Here is a 17,551-nt window from a genome sequence, read left to right on the forward strand (position 1 = left end):
CACCCGTGACTTTTGCATAGTGGACATCGACTTGCGCGTGATGAACATCTTCACGGCTTTCTAATGCCGTTTTCACCCGTTTGGCACAATTCATACAGGAAAGGCCGTGTAAGGCCAGCACTGTGGTTTGCAACATAGTTAACTCCTTATCGAGTAGTAACCTAACTGGACGTTTGGTCGGGATAAGTTTAGTCGGAATTCCCAGTCATACACTTTATCTATGACAATAATATCTATGACAATAATATCTATGGTAGTAAGGGTGTTATCCATCACCTTAGGGAGCACCGAGCTTATTCTGCTTGACCGACATGGCTATTTTTACTAATTATAGAGGTTAAACCTTCCAGCAAGGGTAAGGTCAAGGGGGAAAGATGAATATTAGCGATGTTGCAAAAAAAACCGGTTTAACCAGCAAAGCTATACGTTTTTACGAAGAAAAAAAACTGGTGACCCCGCCTATCCGCACCGATAACGGCTATCGCAGCTACAACGCTAAACACATTGAAGAATTAACACTGTTGCGCCAGGCGCGGCAGGTGGGTTTTACCTTGGATGAATGTCGTGAATTATTGGCATTGTTTCATAATCCGGCACGCCATAGCGCGGATGTGAAAGCCGCGACATTGCAAAAAGTTGCTGAGATCGAGCAGCATATTAATGATCTTAACCAGATGCGATTGCGGTTATTGGCTTTAGCCGAGGAATGCCCAGGGGATGAAGGGGCCGATTGCCCAATTATCAATAATCTGGCTGGCTGTTGCCATGCTGGTGGTAAGTAGCTCTTGGCAGCATAGCAAGAATAGCGTGCGCGTAAAAATATTGGCTAACAAAGTAGAACCAAGGGGAACCGGTTGTTTGGGGCAGAGTGCTACCCAAATGGGCCAACCCTTGGTTCACTGTCTTTGTCATTCACTGCGGCGGGTTGAGTAAAATACGTCTCTCTATTTAATGGCGGACAGCCCTGACATGCAAGGTATTGCCTTCCACTAATATCACTTCAACTTCAGTGCCGACACTCAGTTCGGTTGCACTGTAAATGCGCCAACTGCTGTCACCTACTTTCATGCGGCCATAGCCATCAACCGTCGCTTCAGTCAGTGTTGCCCGCGTCCCCAACAATTGATGATTACGTTGGTTTAGCATCGCCGGCTGTGGTTTGGTACGTTTACTCAGCCAATACCACCATAGGAATGCGGCCACTACGGTCAGCACGGAAAAAAGGACGCCCTGCATTTCCCAGCTAAAAGGAAATAGCCAGACTAGAATGCCGACGACCACAGCAGCAAGCCCGCTCCACAGCATATAACCACTGGCACCCAGCATCTCAGCGGCCAATAACAGACCGCCGAGTGAAAGCCAAAACCAATTTGGATTTGCTGCAATTTCCGCCAGCATGGTTATTTACCTCGGCTGTTTTTACTCTCACCAATCAGCTCTGCAATGCCGCCAATCGCGCCCATCAGGCTGCTGGCTTCCAGTGGCATCATAATAACCTTGCTGTTATTGGCAGAGCCAATGTGTTGCAGTGCGTCGGTGTATTTCTGAGCCACAAAGTAGTTAATGGCTTGGATATCACCAGCGGCGATGGCTTCAGAAACCATTTTGGTCGCCTGAGCTTCGGCTTCTGCGGCACGTTCGCGTGCTTCTGCCTGTAAGAAAGCGGACTGGCGCTCACCTTCAGCTTTCAGAATTTGTGATTGTTTCTCACCCTCGGCACGCAAAATTGCCGCCTGGCGCACCCCTTCAGCTTCCAGAATATCTGCACGTTTGGTACGTTCAGCTTTCATCTGAGCATTCATCGCCGAGATCAATTCAGTCGGTGGGCGCACGTCACGAATTTCAATGCGGGTGATTTTAATGCCCCACGGGTTGGTGGCTTCATCGACGATATGCAGCAGTCGGCCGTTGATGTTGTCGCGTTGAGACAACATTTCATCCAGCTCCATTGAGCCTAAAACAGTACGGAAGTTAGTCATAGTCAGATTGACGATGGCCAGCTCCAGATTGCTGACTTCATAGGCGGCTTTTACTGGGTCAATAACTTGGATAAAGCAGACGGCATCAATTGCCACGTTGGCGTTATCGCGAGAAATAATCTCTTGGGATGGAATATCCAGCACCTGTTCCATCATGTTGATTTTACGACCAATACGGTCCATAAATGGCACGACGATATTCAAGCCCGGCATTAGTGTTTTGGTATAACGGCCAAAACGTTCAACAGTCCATTGAAAGCCTTGTGGGACGATTTTGATTGAGGAAAAAACCACAATCAAGGCGACAACGATAAGAATTGGGATAACCGTAAACATATTTAACTTCCTGTCAGCAATGAATATTGTTTCTTAATATTACGTGACGGTGCGCTAAATGCCTAACGAAAGGCAGGTAAAAGCGTGTAAATGAGAAAAAGCTTGGTTGGGGCAGAATAAAACAGCGCGGGATGGCCCCGCGCAGTAGCAAATAATGCCAATGTCCCCGTCGTTTGGCATGGGGCTGGGGGATAACTCAGCCAAGCCATTGAGTGAGCTCAACGGCCTGGGTTTGTTCGGCTGCCGCCTTTTTACACGGTAAAATCTGTGGGGCAAACAGAACAGAAACGCCGATTAATACAGTAAAGCATACAACTGGCGACGGTATTTGGCTGCCAGTGCATCGCCAGTACCCAATGCGGCTAAAATATCCATTAATGTTTTACGCGCACTGCCATTAGCCGCCGCTAAGTCTTTTTTCAGGTGACCCAGCAGCAGTTCCAGCGCCTCTTCGTTGCGGCCAACCTGATGCAATTGCAGGGCTAATTGCACCGCGAGCTCGACGTTATCGGGTTGAGTCGCAACTTGCTGTTGTAGCTGCTGAATTTCGGGGGTGTCAGCGGCCTGTTTTAGCAATTCGATTTGTGCAATCAGCCCCTGATAGCGGGTATCGCGGTCTTGCAATGGGATTGTCGCCAACACGCCTTCAGCATCTTCACTGCGGTTCAGCAGAATTTGTGCTTCTGCCAGTTGCAGCGCGATATCGCTGGTTTGTGGGTTATTGCTTTGCTGCATCAGTTGCCAGGCATCTTTCAGTAATGGCAGCGCTTCCTGCACCTTTCCTTCACTCATTAACTGTGCTGCTTCTGCCGCTTTCAGTTCTTCCGGTTTTGGTAATACCCGTTGCAGTAATTCGCGGATAACCTCTTCCGGCTGTGGCCCCTGAAAACCATCGACCGGCTGGCCATCTTTAAATAAATAAACCGCCGGAATTGAGCGCAAGCCAAATTGTGACGCCACCATTTGCTGCGCATCACAATCGACACGCGCCAAAATGAATTGGCCAGCATACTCGGCGGCCAGTTTATCCAGCACTGGGCCTAGTTGTAGGCAGTGTTGGCTGCGTTCAGACCAAAAGTAGAACAGAACTGGCACAGCCATGGATTGTTCTAAGGTCTGATGTAGGTTCTCTTCAGTAATATCAATCGTAGTAGGTGCTAGCATGAATTATTTCTCTCATCCGTTTTAGCAATAGATGGGGGCAGATTATGTTGCTTCAACCCTCACGACTATTATCAAGAATTGCCCCGTAGGACTTTATCTAACATTCGCCCTGGTAATATACGGCGCAGTATTGTTAGCGCATGGGCCACCATAGTGACCGGATACCGCAGTTGTGGGCGCGGGCTTTCCAGCGCGTGGCGTAATTTCGGTAAAATAGCTTGCGGCGGCAGGGTAAAGCGCTTCGCAATTCCGGGGTTATTCACCGGCTTATCGGTATCGGTCTGATTCACATTTTGCGTAAAATGGGTGCTTATCGGGCCGGGCTCAATCAGACTAACCTGAATACCACTGCCGTGCAGTTCCATGCGCAAGGCATCTGACCAGGCTTCCAGTGCATATTTACTGGCGGCATAAGCCCCGCGCCCGGCGGTTGACACCAATCCCATCACCGAGCTGGTTTGAATAATGCGGCCTTCGTTGTGTGGCAGCATTGCGGGTAACAACAATTGCGTCAGTTGGTGAGTACCAAATAAGTTAGTGGAAAATTGCTGCTCCAACTGCTGGCGCGAGATGGTGTGCAATGGGCCATAGAGCCCAAAACCGCCATTGTTAAACAGCGCATACAAGCGCCCACCGGTCAGTTCGATAACTTGCGCCGCGGCACGTTCGACACTGTCACTGTCATCCAAATCCAGTTCAATACCTTCCAGACCCAATTGCGTCATCTTGGCGACATCATCAGGTTTACGGCAGGCGGCCAGTACGCGGTAACCTCTATTTTTTAAGTCTTGCGCTGCAACCAAGCCAATGCCGCTGGAACAACCGGTAATTAATACTGCTTTTTGCATAACTTTACCTAATCAGTGAATCTATTTGCCTAAAGTAATGGTTAACTCATTACACTCATTCAATGTTATTTGATAACTAACGGTTTGAGTTGCTGTGCCATCCAGTCCGCAATAAAAGGCTGGGCCAGGGCGTTAGGGTGCAAGCCATCATCCTGCATCCACTCTGGTTTGACGGCAACAGATTCCATAAAGAATGGGACTAATGGGATGTCAAATTGCTGTGCCAGCTGCGGATACATTGCGGTGAAGGCCTCAGTATAACGGCGGCCATAGTTAGGTGGAATGCGGATTTGCATCAATAAAGGTTGAGCTTTCGCTTCTTTTATCAGATTGATAACTTGGGTTAAGTCGCGTTGAATATCTTGGGTTGGAAAACCGCGCAGGCCATCATTCGCACCCAGTTCAATTAGCACCCAACGCGGCTGATGCTGTTTGAGCAGGGCGGGCAGGCGGGCCAGACCCTGAGCGACAGTATCGCCACTGATGCTGGCATTGACGATTTTCGGCAATGCGGGCAATGACGAATCAGCTTGCCAGGTTTTATCCAGCTGTGAAGGCCAGGCTTGTGCAATAGGCAGGCGGTAACCGGCGCTTAAACTGTCGCCAAGAATCAACAATGTATCGGTTGCGGCGGCACGCAAACTGAATAATCCCAACAGCAATAGGAAGGGAAAATGCCAGCGGAAAACGTTCTTGAAGTTCATCATCTTAATAAACACGTCGGTCAGGGTGAGCAACAGCTCTCCATCCTTACCGGAGTTGAGCTGGTTGTCAAACCCGCTCAGACAATTGCGCTGATTGGTGAGTCAGGTTCAGGCAAATCAACATTGTTGGGCATATTGGCGGGCCTGGATGATGGCAGCAGTGGGGAGGTCAGCTTGCTCGGTCAGTCTTTGACGACAATGGATGAAGAGGGGCGGGCGCAACTGCGGGCAAAAAACGTCGGCTTTGTTTTTCAGTCATTTATGTTGGTGCCGACACTCAACACTTTGGAAAATGTGCAACTTCCGGCGCTGTTACGCGGTGAAAGTGAGCGCGACAGCAAAGCCCATGCGATTGAATTATTAACATTGGTGGGGTTAGAAAAACGCCTTCACCACCTTCCGGCCCAACTTTCCGGCGGCGAGCAACAGCGCGTGGCATTAGCGCGGGCGTTCAGTGGTCGGCCTAAAGTGTTATTTGCCGATGAGCCCACGGGCAACCTTGACCGACATACCGGCGATCGCATTGCCGACTTGTTATTTTCCCTTAATCGGGACTATGCCACCACCCTGATTTTGGTAACTCATGATGTGCAACTGGCAGGCCGTTGTCAGCGCCGGTTGCGTTTACAGGACGGAAAATTGTGGGAGGAAGCATGACCTGGCGGTGGTTTTGGCGTGAGTGGCGCTCCCCCTCACTGCTGATTGTTTGGTTGGCATTAACTCTGGCGGTTGCTTGTGTGTTGGCGCTGGGCAGCATCAGTGACCGGATGGAGCAAGGGCTTAGTCAGCAAAGCCGTGATTTTTTGGCCGGCGATAGGGTACTCAGAAGCGCTCATCCGGTGCCGGAAAGTTGGTTGCAGGAAGCCAGGCAACAGGGGCTGAGTGTCAGTCGTCAACTGTCGTTTATGACCATGACTTATGCCGGAGACCGCCCACAGCTGGCAGATGTGAAAGCCACTGATTTGGCTTATCCGCTGTATGGCACGCTGGAAACGATTCCGCCGCAGGCCAGGTTGGAACCGGGAACTGCGCTGGTGGCCCCGCGCCTGCTGGCACTGCTCGGGGTTAAGGTCGGCGATACCCTTGAAGTGGGTGATACCGCACTGAAAATCATTGGCGAAGTGCTTCAGGAGCCAGATTCAGGTTTTAATCCCTTCCAGACCGCGCCGCGTATTTTGATTAATTTGGCTGATGTGGATAAAACCGGTGCCATACAGCCGGGGAGCCGTCTGAGTTATCGCTATATGTTTGCCGGTTCTGCCAAGGCCGTCGCCGAATTTAGTGATTGGCTCACGCCGCAGCTGACACCAGACCAGCGCTGGTATGGATTACAAGAATCCGGCGGTGCGCTGGGGAAATCCCTGCAACGCGCACAACAGTTTTTGCTGTTATCAGCATTATTGACGTTATTGTTATCCATTGCTGCGGTTGCCGTGGCCATGGGGCACTATTGCCGCAGTCGCTATGATTTGGTGGCGGTACTGAAAACCTTGGGGGCAGGGCGTCGCGCTTTGCGCCGGTTGATTATTGGCCAGTGGTTCTCGGTGTTGGTGTTGGCGGGCCTGTGTGGCAGCCTAATTGGCTTATTATTTGAAAAGATATTAATTCAGCTGTTATCCCCGGTATTACCGGCAGCATTACCGGCGGCCGGATTATGGCCTTGGGCCTGGTCAATGGGATCGTTGGTATTGATTTCATTGCTGGTGGGTATCCGCCCTTATCGGCAATTACTGGCGACTCAACCTTTGCGCGTCTTGCGCCGTGATGTCTCGGCCAATGTGTGGCCGCTGCGTTATTTTATTCCGGTAATGATATGCATTGTGGTGGGGTTATTGGCCTTATTGATGGGCGGCAATTCGCTGCTGTGGGCGATCCTCGGGGGCATGGTGGTGTTGGCGCTATTATTGGGGGTGATTGGTTGGGGCGGATTATTACTGCTGCGCCGCCTGACCGTCACCCGCTTATCATTGCGCTTGGCAATCAACCGGTTACTGCGCCAACCTTGGATGACACTCACCCAATTGGCGGCCTTCTCACTCTCATTTATGCTGTTAGCTTTGTTATTGGTGCTGCGCGGGGATTTGCTAGACCGCTGGCAGCAGCAATTACCCCCGGACAGCCCAAATTATTTCTTGCTGAATATCACACCGCAACAAGTACCTCAGGTAACCGAGTTTCTGACACAGCACCAAATAACGCCCTCGACCTTCTATCCCATTGTTCGGGCGCGTTTGGCTGAAATTAATCAGCAGTTGGCAACTGAGCGAGTGCATGAGGATGACCCCGGCGGCGAAGCGGTTAATCGGGAGCTGAATCTGACCTGGCAGCAACATTTACCGGAGCATAATCTGTTGACTGCGGGCCAGTGGCCGCCCAAGTCAGATGAAGTGTCGATGGAGAAGGGAATTGCTGATCGGCTAGGGATTAAAATCGGCGATAAACTGACATTTAGTGGCGATACCCAGTCTTTTGAGGCCAAAGTGAGCAGTATTCGTCAGGTTGACTGGGAAAGCCTGCGTCCTAATTTTTACTTTATTTTCCCACCGGGTGCTCTGGATAAGCAGCCGCAAACTTGGCTGACCAGTTTCCGCTATCAGGGAAATGGCGAGGTGCTGACGCAATTAAACCGCCAGTTCCCGACACTCAGCTTACTGGATATCGGGGCGATGCTTAAACAGGTCGGGCAGGTGCTGCAACAGGTCAGCCGTGCACTGGAGGTCATGGTTATCTTAGTGATTCTGTGTGGCACTTTGCTGCTATTAGCACAAGTGCAGGTCGGTATGCGCCAGCGCCGTCAGGAATTGGTAGTTTATCGCACGCTCGGAGCCAGTAAGCGCTTACTGAGGGGCACTCTGTGGTGGGAGTTCGCCCTGCTGGGGCTGGTGGCGGGATTGGCTGCGGCACTGGGGGCAGAAGCGGCGCTGTGGGCATTACAGCGGTTAGTGTTTGATTTTCCGTGGCAACCAAATTGGCTGATGTGGTGGGTATTACCACTGGCGGCGGCTTTGTTGTTGTCACTCTGTGGGGGGTGGCTGGGGGCGCGATTGCTCCGTGGCCGAGCATTATTTAGAGGATACGAAGGCTAAGATTCTTATTCAGCGGGCAGTGCATGGCTGCCCGCTAATGGATCACAACTTATTCTGCGCCCAGATTAGCCCAGATTGATATTCGCCAGGCAATAAAGGCGCTAACGCTGTCAACGTGGCCCGCAACTGTGCGCCCTCGGGATCATTTAAATTCAAATGGCCCACTTTGCGCCCGTCACGTACCTCTTTTTCATACCAATGCAAATGCACCAATGGCAATGATAGCCATGCGGTATTCACCGGCGTGCCAATCAGATTAACCATAGCCGACGGGGTATTTACCACCGGCGTTGGGAGGGGTAAATCTAAAATAGCGCGCAAGTGCAGCTCGAACTGGCTGATGGACGCGCCATTTTGTGTCCAGTGGCCACTGTTATGCACTCGTGGTGCCAACTCATTGATTAATAAACTGTCGCCGACGATAAAACATTCCATCGCCATCACGCCGACATAATTCAGCTCATCCATAATGGCCGACAGCATCTTTTCTGCAAGCTGCTGCAAGCGGCTATCAGGCTGCGGCAAGGCCACACTCATGCGCAGGATGCCATCTTCATGCAGATTATGGGTGAGAGGATAAAAGACGGCGTTACCTTGATGGCTACGCGCCCCGACCAGTGAAACCTCGCCGGAAAAATTTATCCCCTGCTCGACAATACATTCACCATAAGCATCTGCGGGTAAGGTTTTTTGCTCACCGGGACGTAAACGCCACTGACCACGGCCGTCATAGCCGCCGACCCGACGTTTTACTATCGCTAATTCACCCAATGTGGCGAAGATGTGCGGCCACTCAGACTCACTGGCTAATAACTGCCAAGGCGCAGTGGCCAGATTCAGGCTATCGAGCAATTGTTTTTGAGTCAGACGATCAGCCAGACGCGGGAAAATATCACGGTTCACAAAAGCGGTATGGGTCGCGAGTTCTCGGGTTAAGGCGGTTTCTGGCCAGCGCTCAATCTCGGCGGTGATAACACTGTGCTGATAAGGCACGGCCTCGGGTTCAGCATCTAACCCCACCGGATAAACGGCAATACCCAGCGGCTCACCGGCTTGACGCAGCATGCGGCCTAGCTGGCCATTTCCCAATACGCAAACTGGCTTCATGCATCCACCCGTGGATCTGGATTATCCAATACTTCGTCAGTCTGGTTTTTCCGCCAATCGGCTATACGCGCAGCCAATTCAGCATCATGCAACGCCAGTATTTGAGCGGCCAGCAATGCCGCGTTTGCAGCACCTGCTTTACCAATCGCCAATGTGCCCACTGGAATACCCCGTGGCATTTGCACAATGGAATACAGGCTATCGACGCCATTTAATGCGGCACTTTGCACCGGGACACCTAAAACCGGCACACATGTTTTGGCGGCCAGCATACCTGGCAGATGCGCCGCGCCGCCCGCACCGGCAATAATGACATGTAAGCCATTGGCCTCGGCTTGTTCGGCAAAACTGAACAATTTATCCGGGGTTCGGTGGGCAGAAACCACTTCGACATGAAACGGGACATTGAGCGTGGTGAGCACGTCGGCGGCGAACTGCATGGTGGCCCAGTCACTCTTGGACCCCATTACGATAGCGATTTTAACCCCGGCTGCATAAGCCGAATCGAGGTTAGCTCCCATGGGTGTAAAGCTCCTGTGATTGCGCAAACGTCGGCCAGCCCGATTTTAAAGAGAAAGCGACTGGCGAAGAGGGCGTAGAGCATATCATGAGCCAAAGGCAAGGAAAACGGTTGCGTCGCGGCTTTTCGCGGGATTTTTCGGTTTTTTTTATGTGAAGGTAATAAAAGTTAGGGCGGAAATGGCTCTTGCTGACATGGCAGTTAGCCGATTAAAACGGGAATTTAATCAACTCGACATGCTCTTTAGTGACTTTCACCATCGAGCCTTCAACATGCCAGGCACCTAAAACTACCCGGTGGGCGGTCGTGGTGGGTAATGTTACCTTATGAACCTCAGGGCGATGAGTATGCCCATGAATCATCCAACTGACATGATTTCGCTGGAAAGCTTCCACCACGGCTTGCGGATTTACATCCATAATAAGCTGCGATTTTCCGCTATTATTTTGCTGGCTTTGGTTGCGCATATAAGCGGCAATACGTAAACGAAAGCGGAGAGGTAGCCACAGGAATAATTTCTGGATCAGTGGATTGTGGACTCGGCGACGAAAATGTTGATAGTCGGCATCATCAGTACACAAAGTATCGCCATGTAAAATAACAATTTTACGGCCATATAACTCGATCACTTTTTCTTCTGGCAGTAAGGTCATACCGCTTTCAAGAGCAAAACGTTTACCCAGCAGGAAGTCGCGGTTTCCGTGAATAAAGTAGCAGGGCACACCCTGTTGCTGGAGTGATTTTAATGCAGCCGCGATTTGCCGATACAAAGGTTCGGGGTCATCATCACCAATCCAAGACTCAAATAAATCGCCAAGGATATATAGGGCGTCAGCATGAATAGCATCGCGCTGTATAAAATGCAGGAAACCGGCAGTGATTGCCGGTTCCTGAATACTCAGATGCAAATCAGCAATAAAAAGCGTGCTCATTAAAACGCTGTTACTCGCTTACAGTAACGCTTTTGATGAGAACATCTTCTTTTGGCACATCTTGATGCATACCACTGCGGCCAGTAGCAACGTTTTTGATTTTATCAACCACGTCCAGACCTTCAGTGACTTCAGCAAATACACAATAACCCCAGCCATCCGGGCGCTCTGAACGGAAGTTCAGAAAATCGTTGTCAGCTACGTTAATAAAGAACTGAGCTGTGGCAGAATGTGGGTCATTAGTACGCGCCATAGCCAAAGTGCCACGGGTGTTTTTCAGACCATTGTTGGCTTCGTTCTTGATAGGTGCGTCAGTGTTTTTCTGATTCATGCCCGGCTCAAAGCCACCGCCCTGGATCATGAAACCATCGATAACACGGTGGAAGATAGTGTTATCATAGAAACCTTTACGGCAGTAGTTCAGGAAGTTTTCAACGGTAACCGGCGCTTTATCAGCGAAGGTGTTGATGACGATATCGCCGTGATTAGTATGAAAAGTGACCATAATAATATTCCTGCTAGTGTAATAAGTGTATTCACAGATGAGTCGTAACTCTTTAGACGGCTCTTATATCATATCTCTGGGGTTGAGTCAGCACTCGAAACGCCGCCTTTGTGGGCGAAAAAGTGCTGTATCAGAAGCTGATTTGCCGCATAATCTGATGATATCCCTTTAAACCATGCGTATCGCAAAACAAAAACTACGGAATGTCCCGATGCTAAAGATTTTTAATACACTGAGTCGCCAAAAAGAGGAATTCAAGCCTATCCATGCCGGTAAAATTGGCATGTACGTATGCGGGATCACTATTTATGACCTGTGTCACATTGGGCATGGGCGTACTTTTGTCGCTTTCGACGTTGTTGCACGTTATTTGCGTTATTTAGGTTACTCGCTGACTTATGTTCGCAATGTGACCGATGTTGACGATAAAATCATCAAACGTGCAATTGAAAACAATGAAACCTGTGAACAGCTGACGACACGTATGTTGGCTGAAATGCATAAAGATTTCGATGCACTGAATCTTGAACGCCCCGATTTAGAACCGCGTGCAACTCATCATATCCCAGAGATAATTGAGCTAACCGAGCGCTTGATAGCCCGTGAGCACGCCTATGTGGCGTCAAATGGCGATGTGATGTTCGCGGTAGACAGTGATCCTGATTATGGTTTGTTATCTCGTCAGGATTTAGACCAGTTGCAGGCGGGGGCTCGGGTTGAAATTGCTGATGTTAAACGCAATCCGATGGATTTTGTGTTGTGGAAAATGTCCAAGCCCGGAGAGCCTAGCTGGGAATCACCTTGGGGGCCGGGCCGCCCTGGCTGGCATATTGAGTGCTCCGCTATGAACGGCAAGCAGTTAGGTGCGCATTTTGACATTCACGGTGGGGGTTCTGATTTGATGTTCCCGCACCATGAAAATGAAATTGCTCAATCGACCTGTGCCCATGATGGCCCCTATGTTAATTACTGGATGCATTCCGGTATGGTGATGATTGACAAAGAAAAAATGTCAAAATCACTGAATAACTTCTTCACTATTCGCGATGTGTTGGAATATTACGATGCTGAGACCGTGCGCTACTTCCTGATGTCTGGGCACTATCGTAGCCAACTCAACTATAGCGAAGAGAACCTTAAACAAGCGCGAGCATCATTAGAGCGATTATATACCGCGCTACGTGGTACTGATGTGCATGCTGCTCCGGCGGGGGGCGCTGAGTTTGAAGCGCGTTTCCGTGCGGCAATGGACGATGATTTCAATACTCCAGAAGCTTATTCTGTGCTATTTGATCTCGCCCGTGAAGTGAACCGCTTAAAAACTGAAGATATCACTGCGGCAAATGGTTTAGCGGCAGAGTTGCGTAAACTTGCTCATGTACTGGGGTTGTTAGAGCAGGATCCAGAGCTGTTTTTACAAAGCGGTGCGCAGAGCGATGGTGATGAAGTGGCAAAAATCGAAGCTTTAATCAAACAGCGCAATGATGCTCGTAGCAGCAAAGATTGGGCGCTGGCGGATTCTGCCCGAGACCAATTAAATGAGTTGGGTATTGTGCTGGAAGATGGCCCGCAAGGGACAACATGGCGTCGTAAGTAACACAATATTTGAATAGCGAAATGGGCAGTTGTTCAACTGCCTAATTCGATACCTAATAGATTTCGAGTTGCAGGTAGGCGGCAAGTGGAAAATCCCGATAAACTTATTAATGTAGTGGCAACTACAAGTAAGTGATTCGGGTAACTGAATGCGGTCAACACACCTGCAACTTGAAAAATAAAGGGTATATCAGGCTTTAACTTGTACTTTCATACCCTGAAACTCAACAATTTGGTCAGCCAGGATTTTGCAGCGCTTACGCGTTTCTACATTCCCATCGACTTTTACCTGCCCATCAGCGATGGCAGCTTTTGCTGAGGCACCGCTATCGTTCCAACCTTGCAACTTCAATAAGTCGCATAGCTCGACGTGCGGGTGTTTTTCTAAATGAAAAATGTCCATTACTGTCCTTTCTATCAATTTTCGTTGATGTCGTGATATTCCTCACAGGCTTGCAAGGTATTTTGTATCAGTGTCGCAACGGTCATCGGCCCAACGCCACCGGGAACCGGTGTAATCCAACCCGCACGTTCAACGGCGACATCAAATTCTACATCACCGACTACTTTACCACTTTCCAGGCGGTTAATGCCCACATCAATCACGATAGCGCCGGGTTTAATCCACTCGCCGGGAATAAAACCGGGTTTTCCTACCGCTACGACCAATAAATCAGCATTTTCGACATGCTGACGCAAATTCTTGGTGAAACGATGGGTTACAGTCGTGGTGCAGCCCGCGAGCAATAGCTCAAGGCTCATCGGACGGCCAACAATATTGGATGCCCCGACCACCACAGCATTCAGACCATAAGTCGGGATTTCATAACGCTCCAGCAGGGTAACAATACCGCGCGGGGTGCAGGGGCGCAGTTTTGGGGCGCGCTGACACAAGCGGCCAACATTATACGGATGGAAACCATCGACATCTTTATCTGGGTGGATGCGCTCTAAGACTTTGACATTATCAATGCCCGCTGGCAGCGGTAATTGCACTAAAATCCCATCAATCTCACTATCGCCATTCAGTGAATCAATTAGAGCCAGCAATTCTGCTTCAGTAGTGGTCATGGGCAGATCATAAGACCGTGAAACAAAACCGACCTCTTCACATGCCTTACGCTTACTGGCGACATAAATTTGTGACGCTGGATTTTCGCCCACCAACACCACGGCAAGACCGGGAGCTCGTTTGCCCGCAGCTAAACGTTTTTGTACCAACACAGCAACTTCTTTTCTTACCTGCTGCGCAATCGTTTTACCATCAATAATTTTTGCTGACATCAGTGGAAGGGTCCATCAATTAAAAAAGCGGGATTCCACCTATTTTGTCAGAAGCGAGGCGTGCTGTCAGGCGTATAATAACGATTAATTAACGATTAAATAGCCAGATGATAAACTGTAAGGCGAAAACCCATTGACTCGAAAGCGGCTGCCCGTATAATCCAACCCGCAACTGACTACCAGCAGTCTTCTATACTGCGGTAAACATCAAATGCGCCCTTAGCTCAGTTGGATAGAGCAACGGCCTTCTAAGCCGTAGGTCACAGGTTCGAGCCCTGTAGGGCGTACCATTTTTAAGTCAACACACCTCTACTGAATTCTCTTTTTATCCCTTATACTCCCTGAAATTACTGAATTTTTCTGTCACGAGCTCTATCGAGGTCAACTCAGTTATACCCAAATCAAGTGGTATCTGGGGGCCTTTGAGGGGGCTCATCTCGTTCAATGGAAATTAGGGGCCCCTTTATGCCACTAAATGCACGACAGATTGATACTGCAAAACCCAAAGAAAAAGAATACAAGCTCACTGATGGCGGTGGGCTGTATCTGTTGGTGAAACCTAACGGTGCGAGATACTGGCGCTTGAAGTATCGTTTTTTGGGTAAGGAGAAGAAGCTTTCTATCGGTGTTTACCCTGATATATCTCTGGCTGATGCTCGCTTGAAGCGAGAGGAAGCACGGAAGATAATTGCTTTAGGCGGTGACCCTGGAGAGGAAAAGAAAGCAGAAAAACTGGCTCAAAAGGCCAATGTCGAAAATACTTTCAAGGCTATCGCGCTGGAATGGCATGAGTACAAGCGGGCTAATTGGTCGAAAGGCTATGCTGAAGATCTGATGGAAGCGTTCGAGAACGATATATTTCCTGATATTGGTAAGCGTCCCATTGCTGAGATCAAACCGCTCGAAGTGCTCAGTTCGCTACGTAAACTCGAAAAGCGAGGTGTACTCGATAAACTGCGTAAAATCCGCCAGGCCTGCAATCAGGTATTTCGCTATGCCATCGTCACCGGAAGAGCTGAAACTAATCCGGCCTCTGAACTGGCAAGTGCCTTAACTGCACCTAAATCTACCCATTACCCCCATCTGCTAGCTGATGAACTCCCTAATTTCTTACAAGCCCTTGCCGCGTATTCTGGTAGCCCGATCACCCGACTTGCTACTCGAATTCTGATGTTGACCGGGGTTCGCACCGTCGAACTCCGCCAAGCTGAATGGAAAGAGTTTGATTTCGATAAACGTGTTTGGGAAGTCCCGGTTGAAAGGATGAAGATGCGTCGTCCGCATCTGGTTCCTTTATCCGATCAAGTTGTGGCAGCACTGCGAGAGATCCAGGCAGTGACGGGCCGTTACAATCTGGTTTTCCCAGGCCGTAACGACATTACGAAACCGATGAGTGAAGCGAGTATCAATCAGGTGCTGAAACGGATTGGTTACCACGGGAAAGCTACGGGGCACGGTTTCCGGCACACGATGAGTACTATCCTGCACGAACAGGGCTATAACACTGCGTGGATCGAGTTACAGCTTGCTCATGTGGATAAGAACACCATTCGTGGAACATACAACCATGCGCAGTATCTGGAGCAGCGTAGGGAGATGTTGCAGTGGTATGGGGACTATGTGGACAACCTAGAGCTCGGTGGGGGTGTGGTTCATGGGAAGTTTGGATGTCGTGCTTAAGTTGAGGTGGGTTTTCTGAAGGGGATCGGCAGTGCCAGCAGTGCTGCTGGTGCTGCTGGTTTTCGTGATCACTTGTTTTTTGTTTGGTTTCGATGAAATGGGAGTCTGAGTCGAGCTTTATCGACATGCCATAACCCTTCAAAGCCGATATCTGCGGGCATGGCATGTAGCTCGTTGATCGAATCGGGGTTGTGGTCTAAAGATGCGGTTGAGCAGCAGATGAGCCATCAGGAGCGTAACTCTGTGCGTGCGTCTTACATTCATAAGGCGGAGCACCTGGATGAACGCAGGCTAATGCTGCAGTGGTGGGCCGATTTTCTGGATGCGAATCGGGACAAGGGGATTAGCCCGTTTGATTTTGGAAAATCTAATAACTGGCAATAACTAAAACCATGTGCTGTATCTTGAAGGTCGTACTGAAATGATACAGTGGTATGCGGATTTCATTGACCTTTTTGCTATCAGCGGAATTATTTCACGATAATTCGATAGGTAAAGGCAAACCAGAAACAAAAAAGACATCTAGATGTCTTTTTTGTCATTTTACACATGTTAGTCGAGGTGAGGTCATCCCAAAAAAGAAATCTATTCATCAACGAGCTATCTGTTTATACCGTTCAAAGAACCCATTTTATGAAATATTTCGAATTATCACTCAGCATTATTCCCATTGAAGGCAAAACTGGAATGCTGACCAATTTGGATTCTGTGTATCAATTACATAAAAATTTCGTGGGAAGTTCCCTCCAGCGCTTCTTCCTAAGCGATTTGCACCATACATAGACAGATAGCGGCCAACCTTTCTCTCTGATTTAGGGAGAAGCTGTGTAGGGATTCGGAACACCTTAACCGTAAAACCATTATCTAGCTGAACTCTTAACGTAATTAAACCATCGTTCTCTTTAACATCTATCAACCGCCCGCTAATATCGTAGCCAAAATGAACTGGATCAAATCGGTGTTGTTGCAAGTACTGCTGTAATCTTTCCCGGTAAACAGAGCACGAGCAACGGCTAATACATGTTGTGCAATGTTTACCCGATTGTGCCAAGAGCTGTGGATACAAAGAAACATTAAGCGGTAATGTGTTATTCAATTTGATAAGTATTTGTGCGATTCGCTCATGCAGGTTTGCATCGAGAAAACCAGTCCAAGTATCTAATATTCCAGCAAGTTCTAGCTCAATATGCACACGTGGTGCCCATTCTTTTACCATCATGCCATATGCCGCAACCTGTAACAGGTAATGGTCTTTCGGCTGGTTTGGGGCATCTGTCACTTTGCCGGTTTTAAAATCAACTATGCGTAGCTGATCCGGGGCTATCTGGTAAATAAGGTCTGCGCGTCCGCTCATATTAAACCGCACACTGGTCAGTGGTTGTTCACGCCCAACAGGAATGTGGTTCTCACACTTTTCTGGACTATCAGGGAAATATTTTTCTCGTTCAACGCTGGGTGTTGTCAGTGAATTGGCATAGCGAATTTGTTCTAGCAGCGTCTGACGAGAAATTAATCCAGCAACGCCGTGACGTTTCAGGATCCATTCGGTGAGTGGGCCGACCCTGTGAGTAGAATTTATGGCGCTGATGAAGGTATTTTCCAGTTGCCCGATCATTGCAGTTGACGTACCCCTTGCCCCCTTTTTATTAACCAATCGATGCACTACACTCCCGAGGATCGTTCTCGGGTGCAGCGGTAGGCACTGAAGAGTATGCAGCTCACTCTCCAGCAAATATCTCAGCGGACAGGCAACAAATACCCCTAATTTGGAGGGTAGTACTGGGCGAGTGCGTGTAATAACATTCATGCT

The 17,551-nt window shown here is 49.2% G+C and carries 17 protein-coding genes, 1 tRNA gene and 2 pseudogenes; 7 read left to right on the forward strand and 13 right to left on the reverse strand.

The annotated features are described in order from the left end of the window. Positions 1–13 precede the first annotated feature (13 nt). A pseudogene (locus YROHD0001_RS20940) lies at positions 14–136 on the reverse strand (cation transporter); the annotation flags it as partial. A 238-nt stretch (positions 137–374) separates the two neighbouring features. Between YROHD0001_RS20940 and cueR the strand changes: the two are divergent. Then, positions 375–782 carry a Cu(I)-responsive transcriptional regulator gene (gene cueR / locus YROHD0001_RS09195; protein ID WP_004714637.1) on the forward strand — a complete coding sequence of 136 codons (408 nt, stop codon included), beginning with the start codon at positions 375–377 and terminating at the stop codon, positions 780–782. A gap of 166 nt (positions 783–948) precedes the next feature. Here cueR and YROHD0001_RS09190 read toward each other — a convergent pair whose 3' ends face one another. The 5 genes from YROHD0001_RS09190 to tesA all read right to left on the reverse strand — a co-directional run bounded on the left by YROHD0001_RS09190 (position 949) and on the right by tesA (position 5,031). Next, the gene (locus YROHD0001_RS09190) at positions 949–1,398 is read right to left on the reverse strand and encodes an NfeD family protein (protein ID WP_004714638.1); all 450 of its coding nucleotides are present in this window, start codon (positions 1,396–1,398) and stop codon (positions 949–951) included. Positions 1,399–1,400: 2 nt separating this feature from the next. Continuing rightward, positions 1,401–2,315, reverse strand: coding sequence for an SPFH domain-containing protein (locus YROHD0001_RS09185; RefSeq protein WP_004714639.1), 915 nt, complete (start codon positions 2,313–2,315; stop codon positions 1,401–1,403). A 294-nt stretch (positions 2,316–2,609) separates the two neighbouring features. After that, positions 2,610–3,479, reverse strand: a complete 870-nt coding sequence (locus tag YROHD0001_RS09180) for a co-chaperone YbbN (protein WP_032816871.1) — start codon at positions 3,477–3,479, stop codon at positions 2,610–2,612. Between the two features lie 71 nt (positions 3,480–3,550). After that, a complete protein-coding gene (locus YROHD0001_RS09175) occupies positions 3,551–4,327 on the reverse strand; it encodes an SDR family oxidoreductase (protein ID WP_004714641.1) in 777 nt (258 codons plus the stop codon). Between the two features lie 65 nt (positions 4,328–4,392). Beyond that, complete coding sequence (tesA, locus tag YROHD0001_RS09170) at positions 4,393–5,031, reverse strand: multifunctional acyl-CoA thioesterase I/protease I/lysophospholipase L1 (RefSeq protein ID WP_032816872.1); 639 nt, start codon at positions 5,029–5,031, stop codon at positions 4,393–4,395. Here tesA and ybbA point away from each other — a divergent pair. Together ybbA and ybbP are read left to right on the forward strand one after the other, a co-directional pair. After that, the gene (gene ybbA / locus YROHD0001_RS09165; RefSeq protein WP_004714643.1) at positions 5,002–5,688 is read left to right on the forward strand and encodes a putative ABC transporter ATP-binding protein YbbA; all 687 of its coding nucleotides are present in this window, start codon (positions 5,002–5,004) and stop codon (positions 5,686–5,688) included. The two genes, tesA and ybbA, sit on opposite strands and share 30 nt — an antisense overlap. After that, the gene (ybbP, locus tag YROHD0001_RS09160) at positions 5,685–8,117 is read left to right on the forward strand and encodes a putative ABC transporter permease subunit YbbP (RefSeq protein WP_032816873.1); all 2,433 of its coding nucleotides are present in this window, start codon (positions 5,685–5,687) and stop codon (positions 8,115–8,117) included. Before ybbA ends, ybbP begins: the two co-directional genes overlap by 4 nt. Before the next feature lie 42 nt (positions 8,118–8,159). Here the strand turns inward: ybbP and purK are convergent, their stop codons facing one another. The 4 genes from purK to ppiB form a co-directional block, all read right to left on the reverse strand. Next, the gene (gene purK, locus YROHD0001_RS09155; RefSeq protein WP_032816874.1) at positions 8,160–9,224 is read right to left on the reverse strand and encodes a 5-(carboxyamino)imidazole ribonucleotide synthase; all 1,065 of its coding nucleotides are present in this window, start codon (positions 9,222–9,224) and stop codon (positions 8,160–8,162) included. Next, the gene (purE, locus tag YROHD0001_RS09150; protein ID WP_004714646.1) at positions 9,221–9,745 is read right to left on the reverse strand and encodes a 5-(carboxyamino)imidazole ribonucleotide mutase; all 525 of its coding nucleotides are present in this window, start codon (positions 9,743–9,745) and stop codon (positions 9,221–9,223) included. Before purE ends, purK begins: the two co-directional genes overlap by 4 nt. Positions 9,746–9,953: 208 nt before the next feature. After that, positions 9,954–10,676, reverse strand: coding sequence for a UDP-2,3-diacylglucosamine diphosphatase (locus YROHD0001_RS09145; protein WP_004714647.1), 723 nt, complete (start codon positions 10,674–10,676; stop codon positions 9,954–9,956). Positions 10,677–10,686: 10 nt separating this feature from the next. Further along, positions 10,687–11,181: a peptidylprolyl isomerase B gene (ppiB, locus tag YROHD0001_RS09140; RefSeq protein WP_004714648.1), complete on the reverse strand. Its 495-nt coding sequence runs from the start codon at positions 11,179–11,181 to the stop codon at positions 10,687–10,689. A gap of 211 nt (positions 11,182–11,392) precedes the next feature. On the opposite strand from ppiB, the gene cysS reads away from it, so the two are divergent. Further along, positions 11,393–12,778 (forward strand): cysteine--tRNA ligase, encoded by a 1,386-nt coding sequence (cysS, locus tag YROHD0001_RS09135; RefSeq protein WP_032816875.1) that lies wholly within the window; start codon positions 11,393–11,395, stop codon positions 12,776–12,778. Between the two features lie 189 nt (positions 12,779–12,967). On the opposite strand, the gene ybcJ is transcribed toward cysS, so the two are convergent. Then, entirely contained in the window at positions 12,968–13,180 is a 213-nt protein-coding gene (gene ybcJ / locus YROHD0001_RS09130) for a ribosome-associated protein YbcJ (RefSeq protein WP_004390634.1), read from the reverse strand. A gap of 14 nt (positions 13,181–13,194) precedes the next feature. Continuing rightward, on the reverse strand, positions 13,195–14,061 hold the full coding sequence (gene folD, locus YROHD0001_RS09125) for a bifunctional methylenetetrahydrofolate dehydrogenase/methenyltetrahydrofolate cyclohydrolase FolD (RefSeq protein WP_004714650.1): 867 nt from the start codon (positions 14,059–14,061) through the stop codon (positions 13,195–13,197). Between the two features lie 213 nt (positions 14,062–14,274). On the opposite strand from folD, the gene YROHD0001_RS09120 reads away from it, so the two are divergent. The 3 genes and pseudogenes from YROHD0001_RS09120 to YROHD0001_RS0117880 all read left to right on the forward strand — a co-directional run. After that, a tRNA-Arg gene (locus YROHD0001_RS09120) sits at positions 14,275–14,351 on the forward strand. Positions 14,352–14,526: 175 nt separating this feature from the next. Then, entirely contained in the window at positions 14,527–15,741 is a 1,215-nt protein-coding gene (locus YROHD0001_RS09115) for a tyrosine-type recombinase/integrase (RefSeq protein WP_004714651.1), read from the forward strand. Positions 15,742–15,900: 159 nt separating this feature from the next. After that, positions 15,901–16,125: pseudogene (locus YROHD0001_RS0117880) on the forward strand (integrase); the annotation flags it as partial. Between the two features lie 277 nt (positions 16,126–16,402). On the opposite strand, the gene YROHD0001_RS09110 reads toward YROHD0001_RS0117880, so the two are convergent. Further along, positions 16,403–17,548 carry a PD-(D/E)XK nuclease family protein gene (locus YROHD0001_RS09110; protein WP_004714652.1) on the reverse strand — a complete coding sequence of 382 codons (1,146 nt, stop codon included), beginning with the start codon at positions 17,546–17,548 and terminating at the stop codon, positions 16,403–16,405. Between the last annotated feature and the right edge of the window lie 3 nt (positions 17,549–17,551).

Source organism: Yersinia rohdei ATCC 43380 (assembly GCF_000173775.1).
Lineage (GTDB): Bacteria > Pseudomonadota > Gammaproteobacteria > Enterobacterales > Enterobacteriaceae > Yersinia > Yersinia rohdei.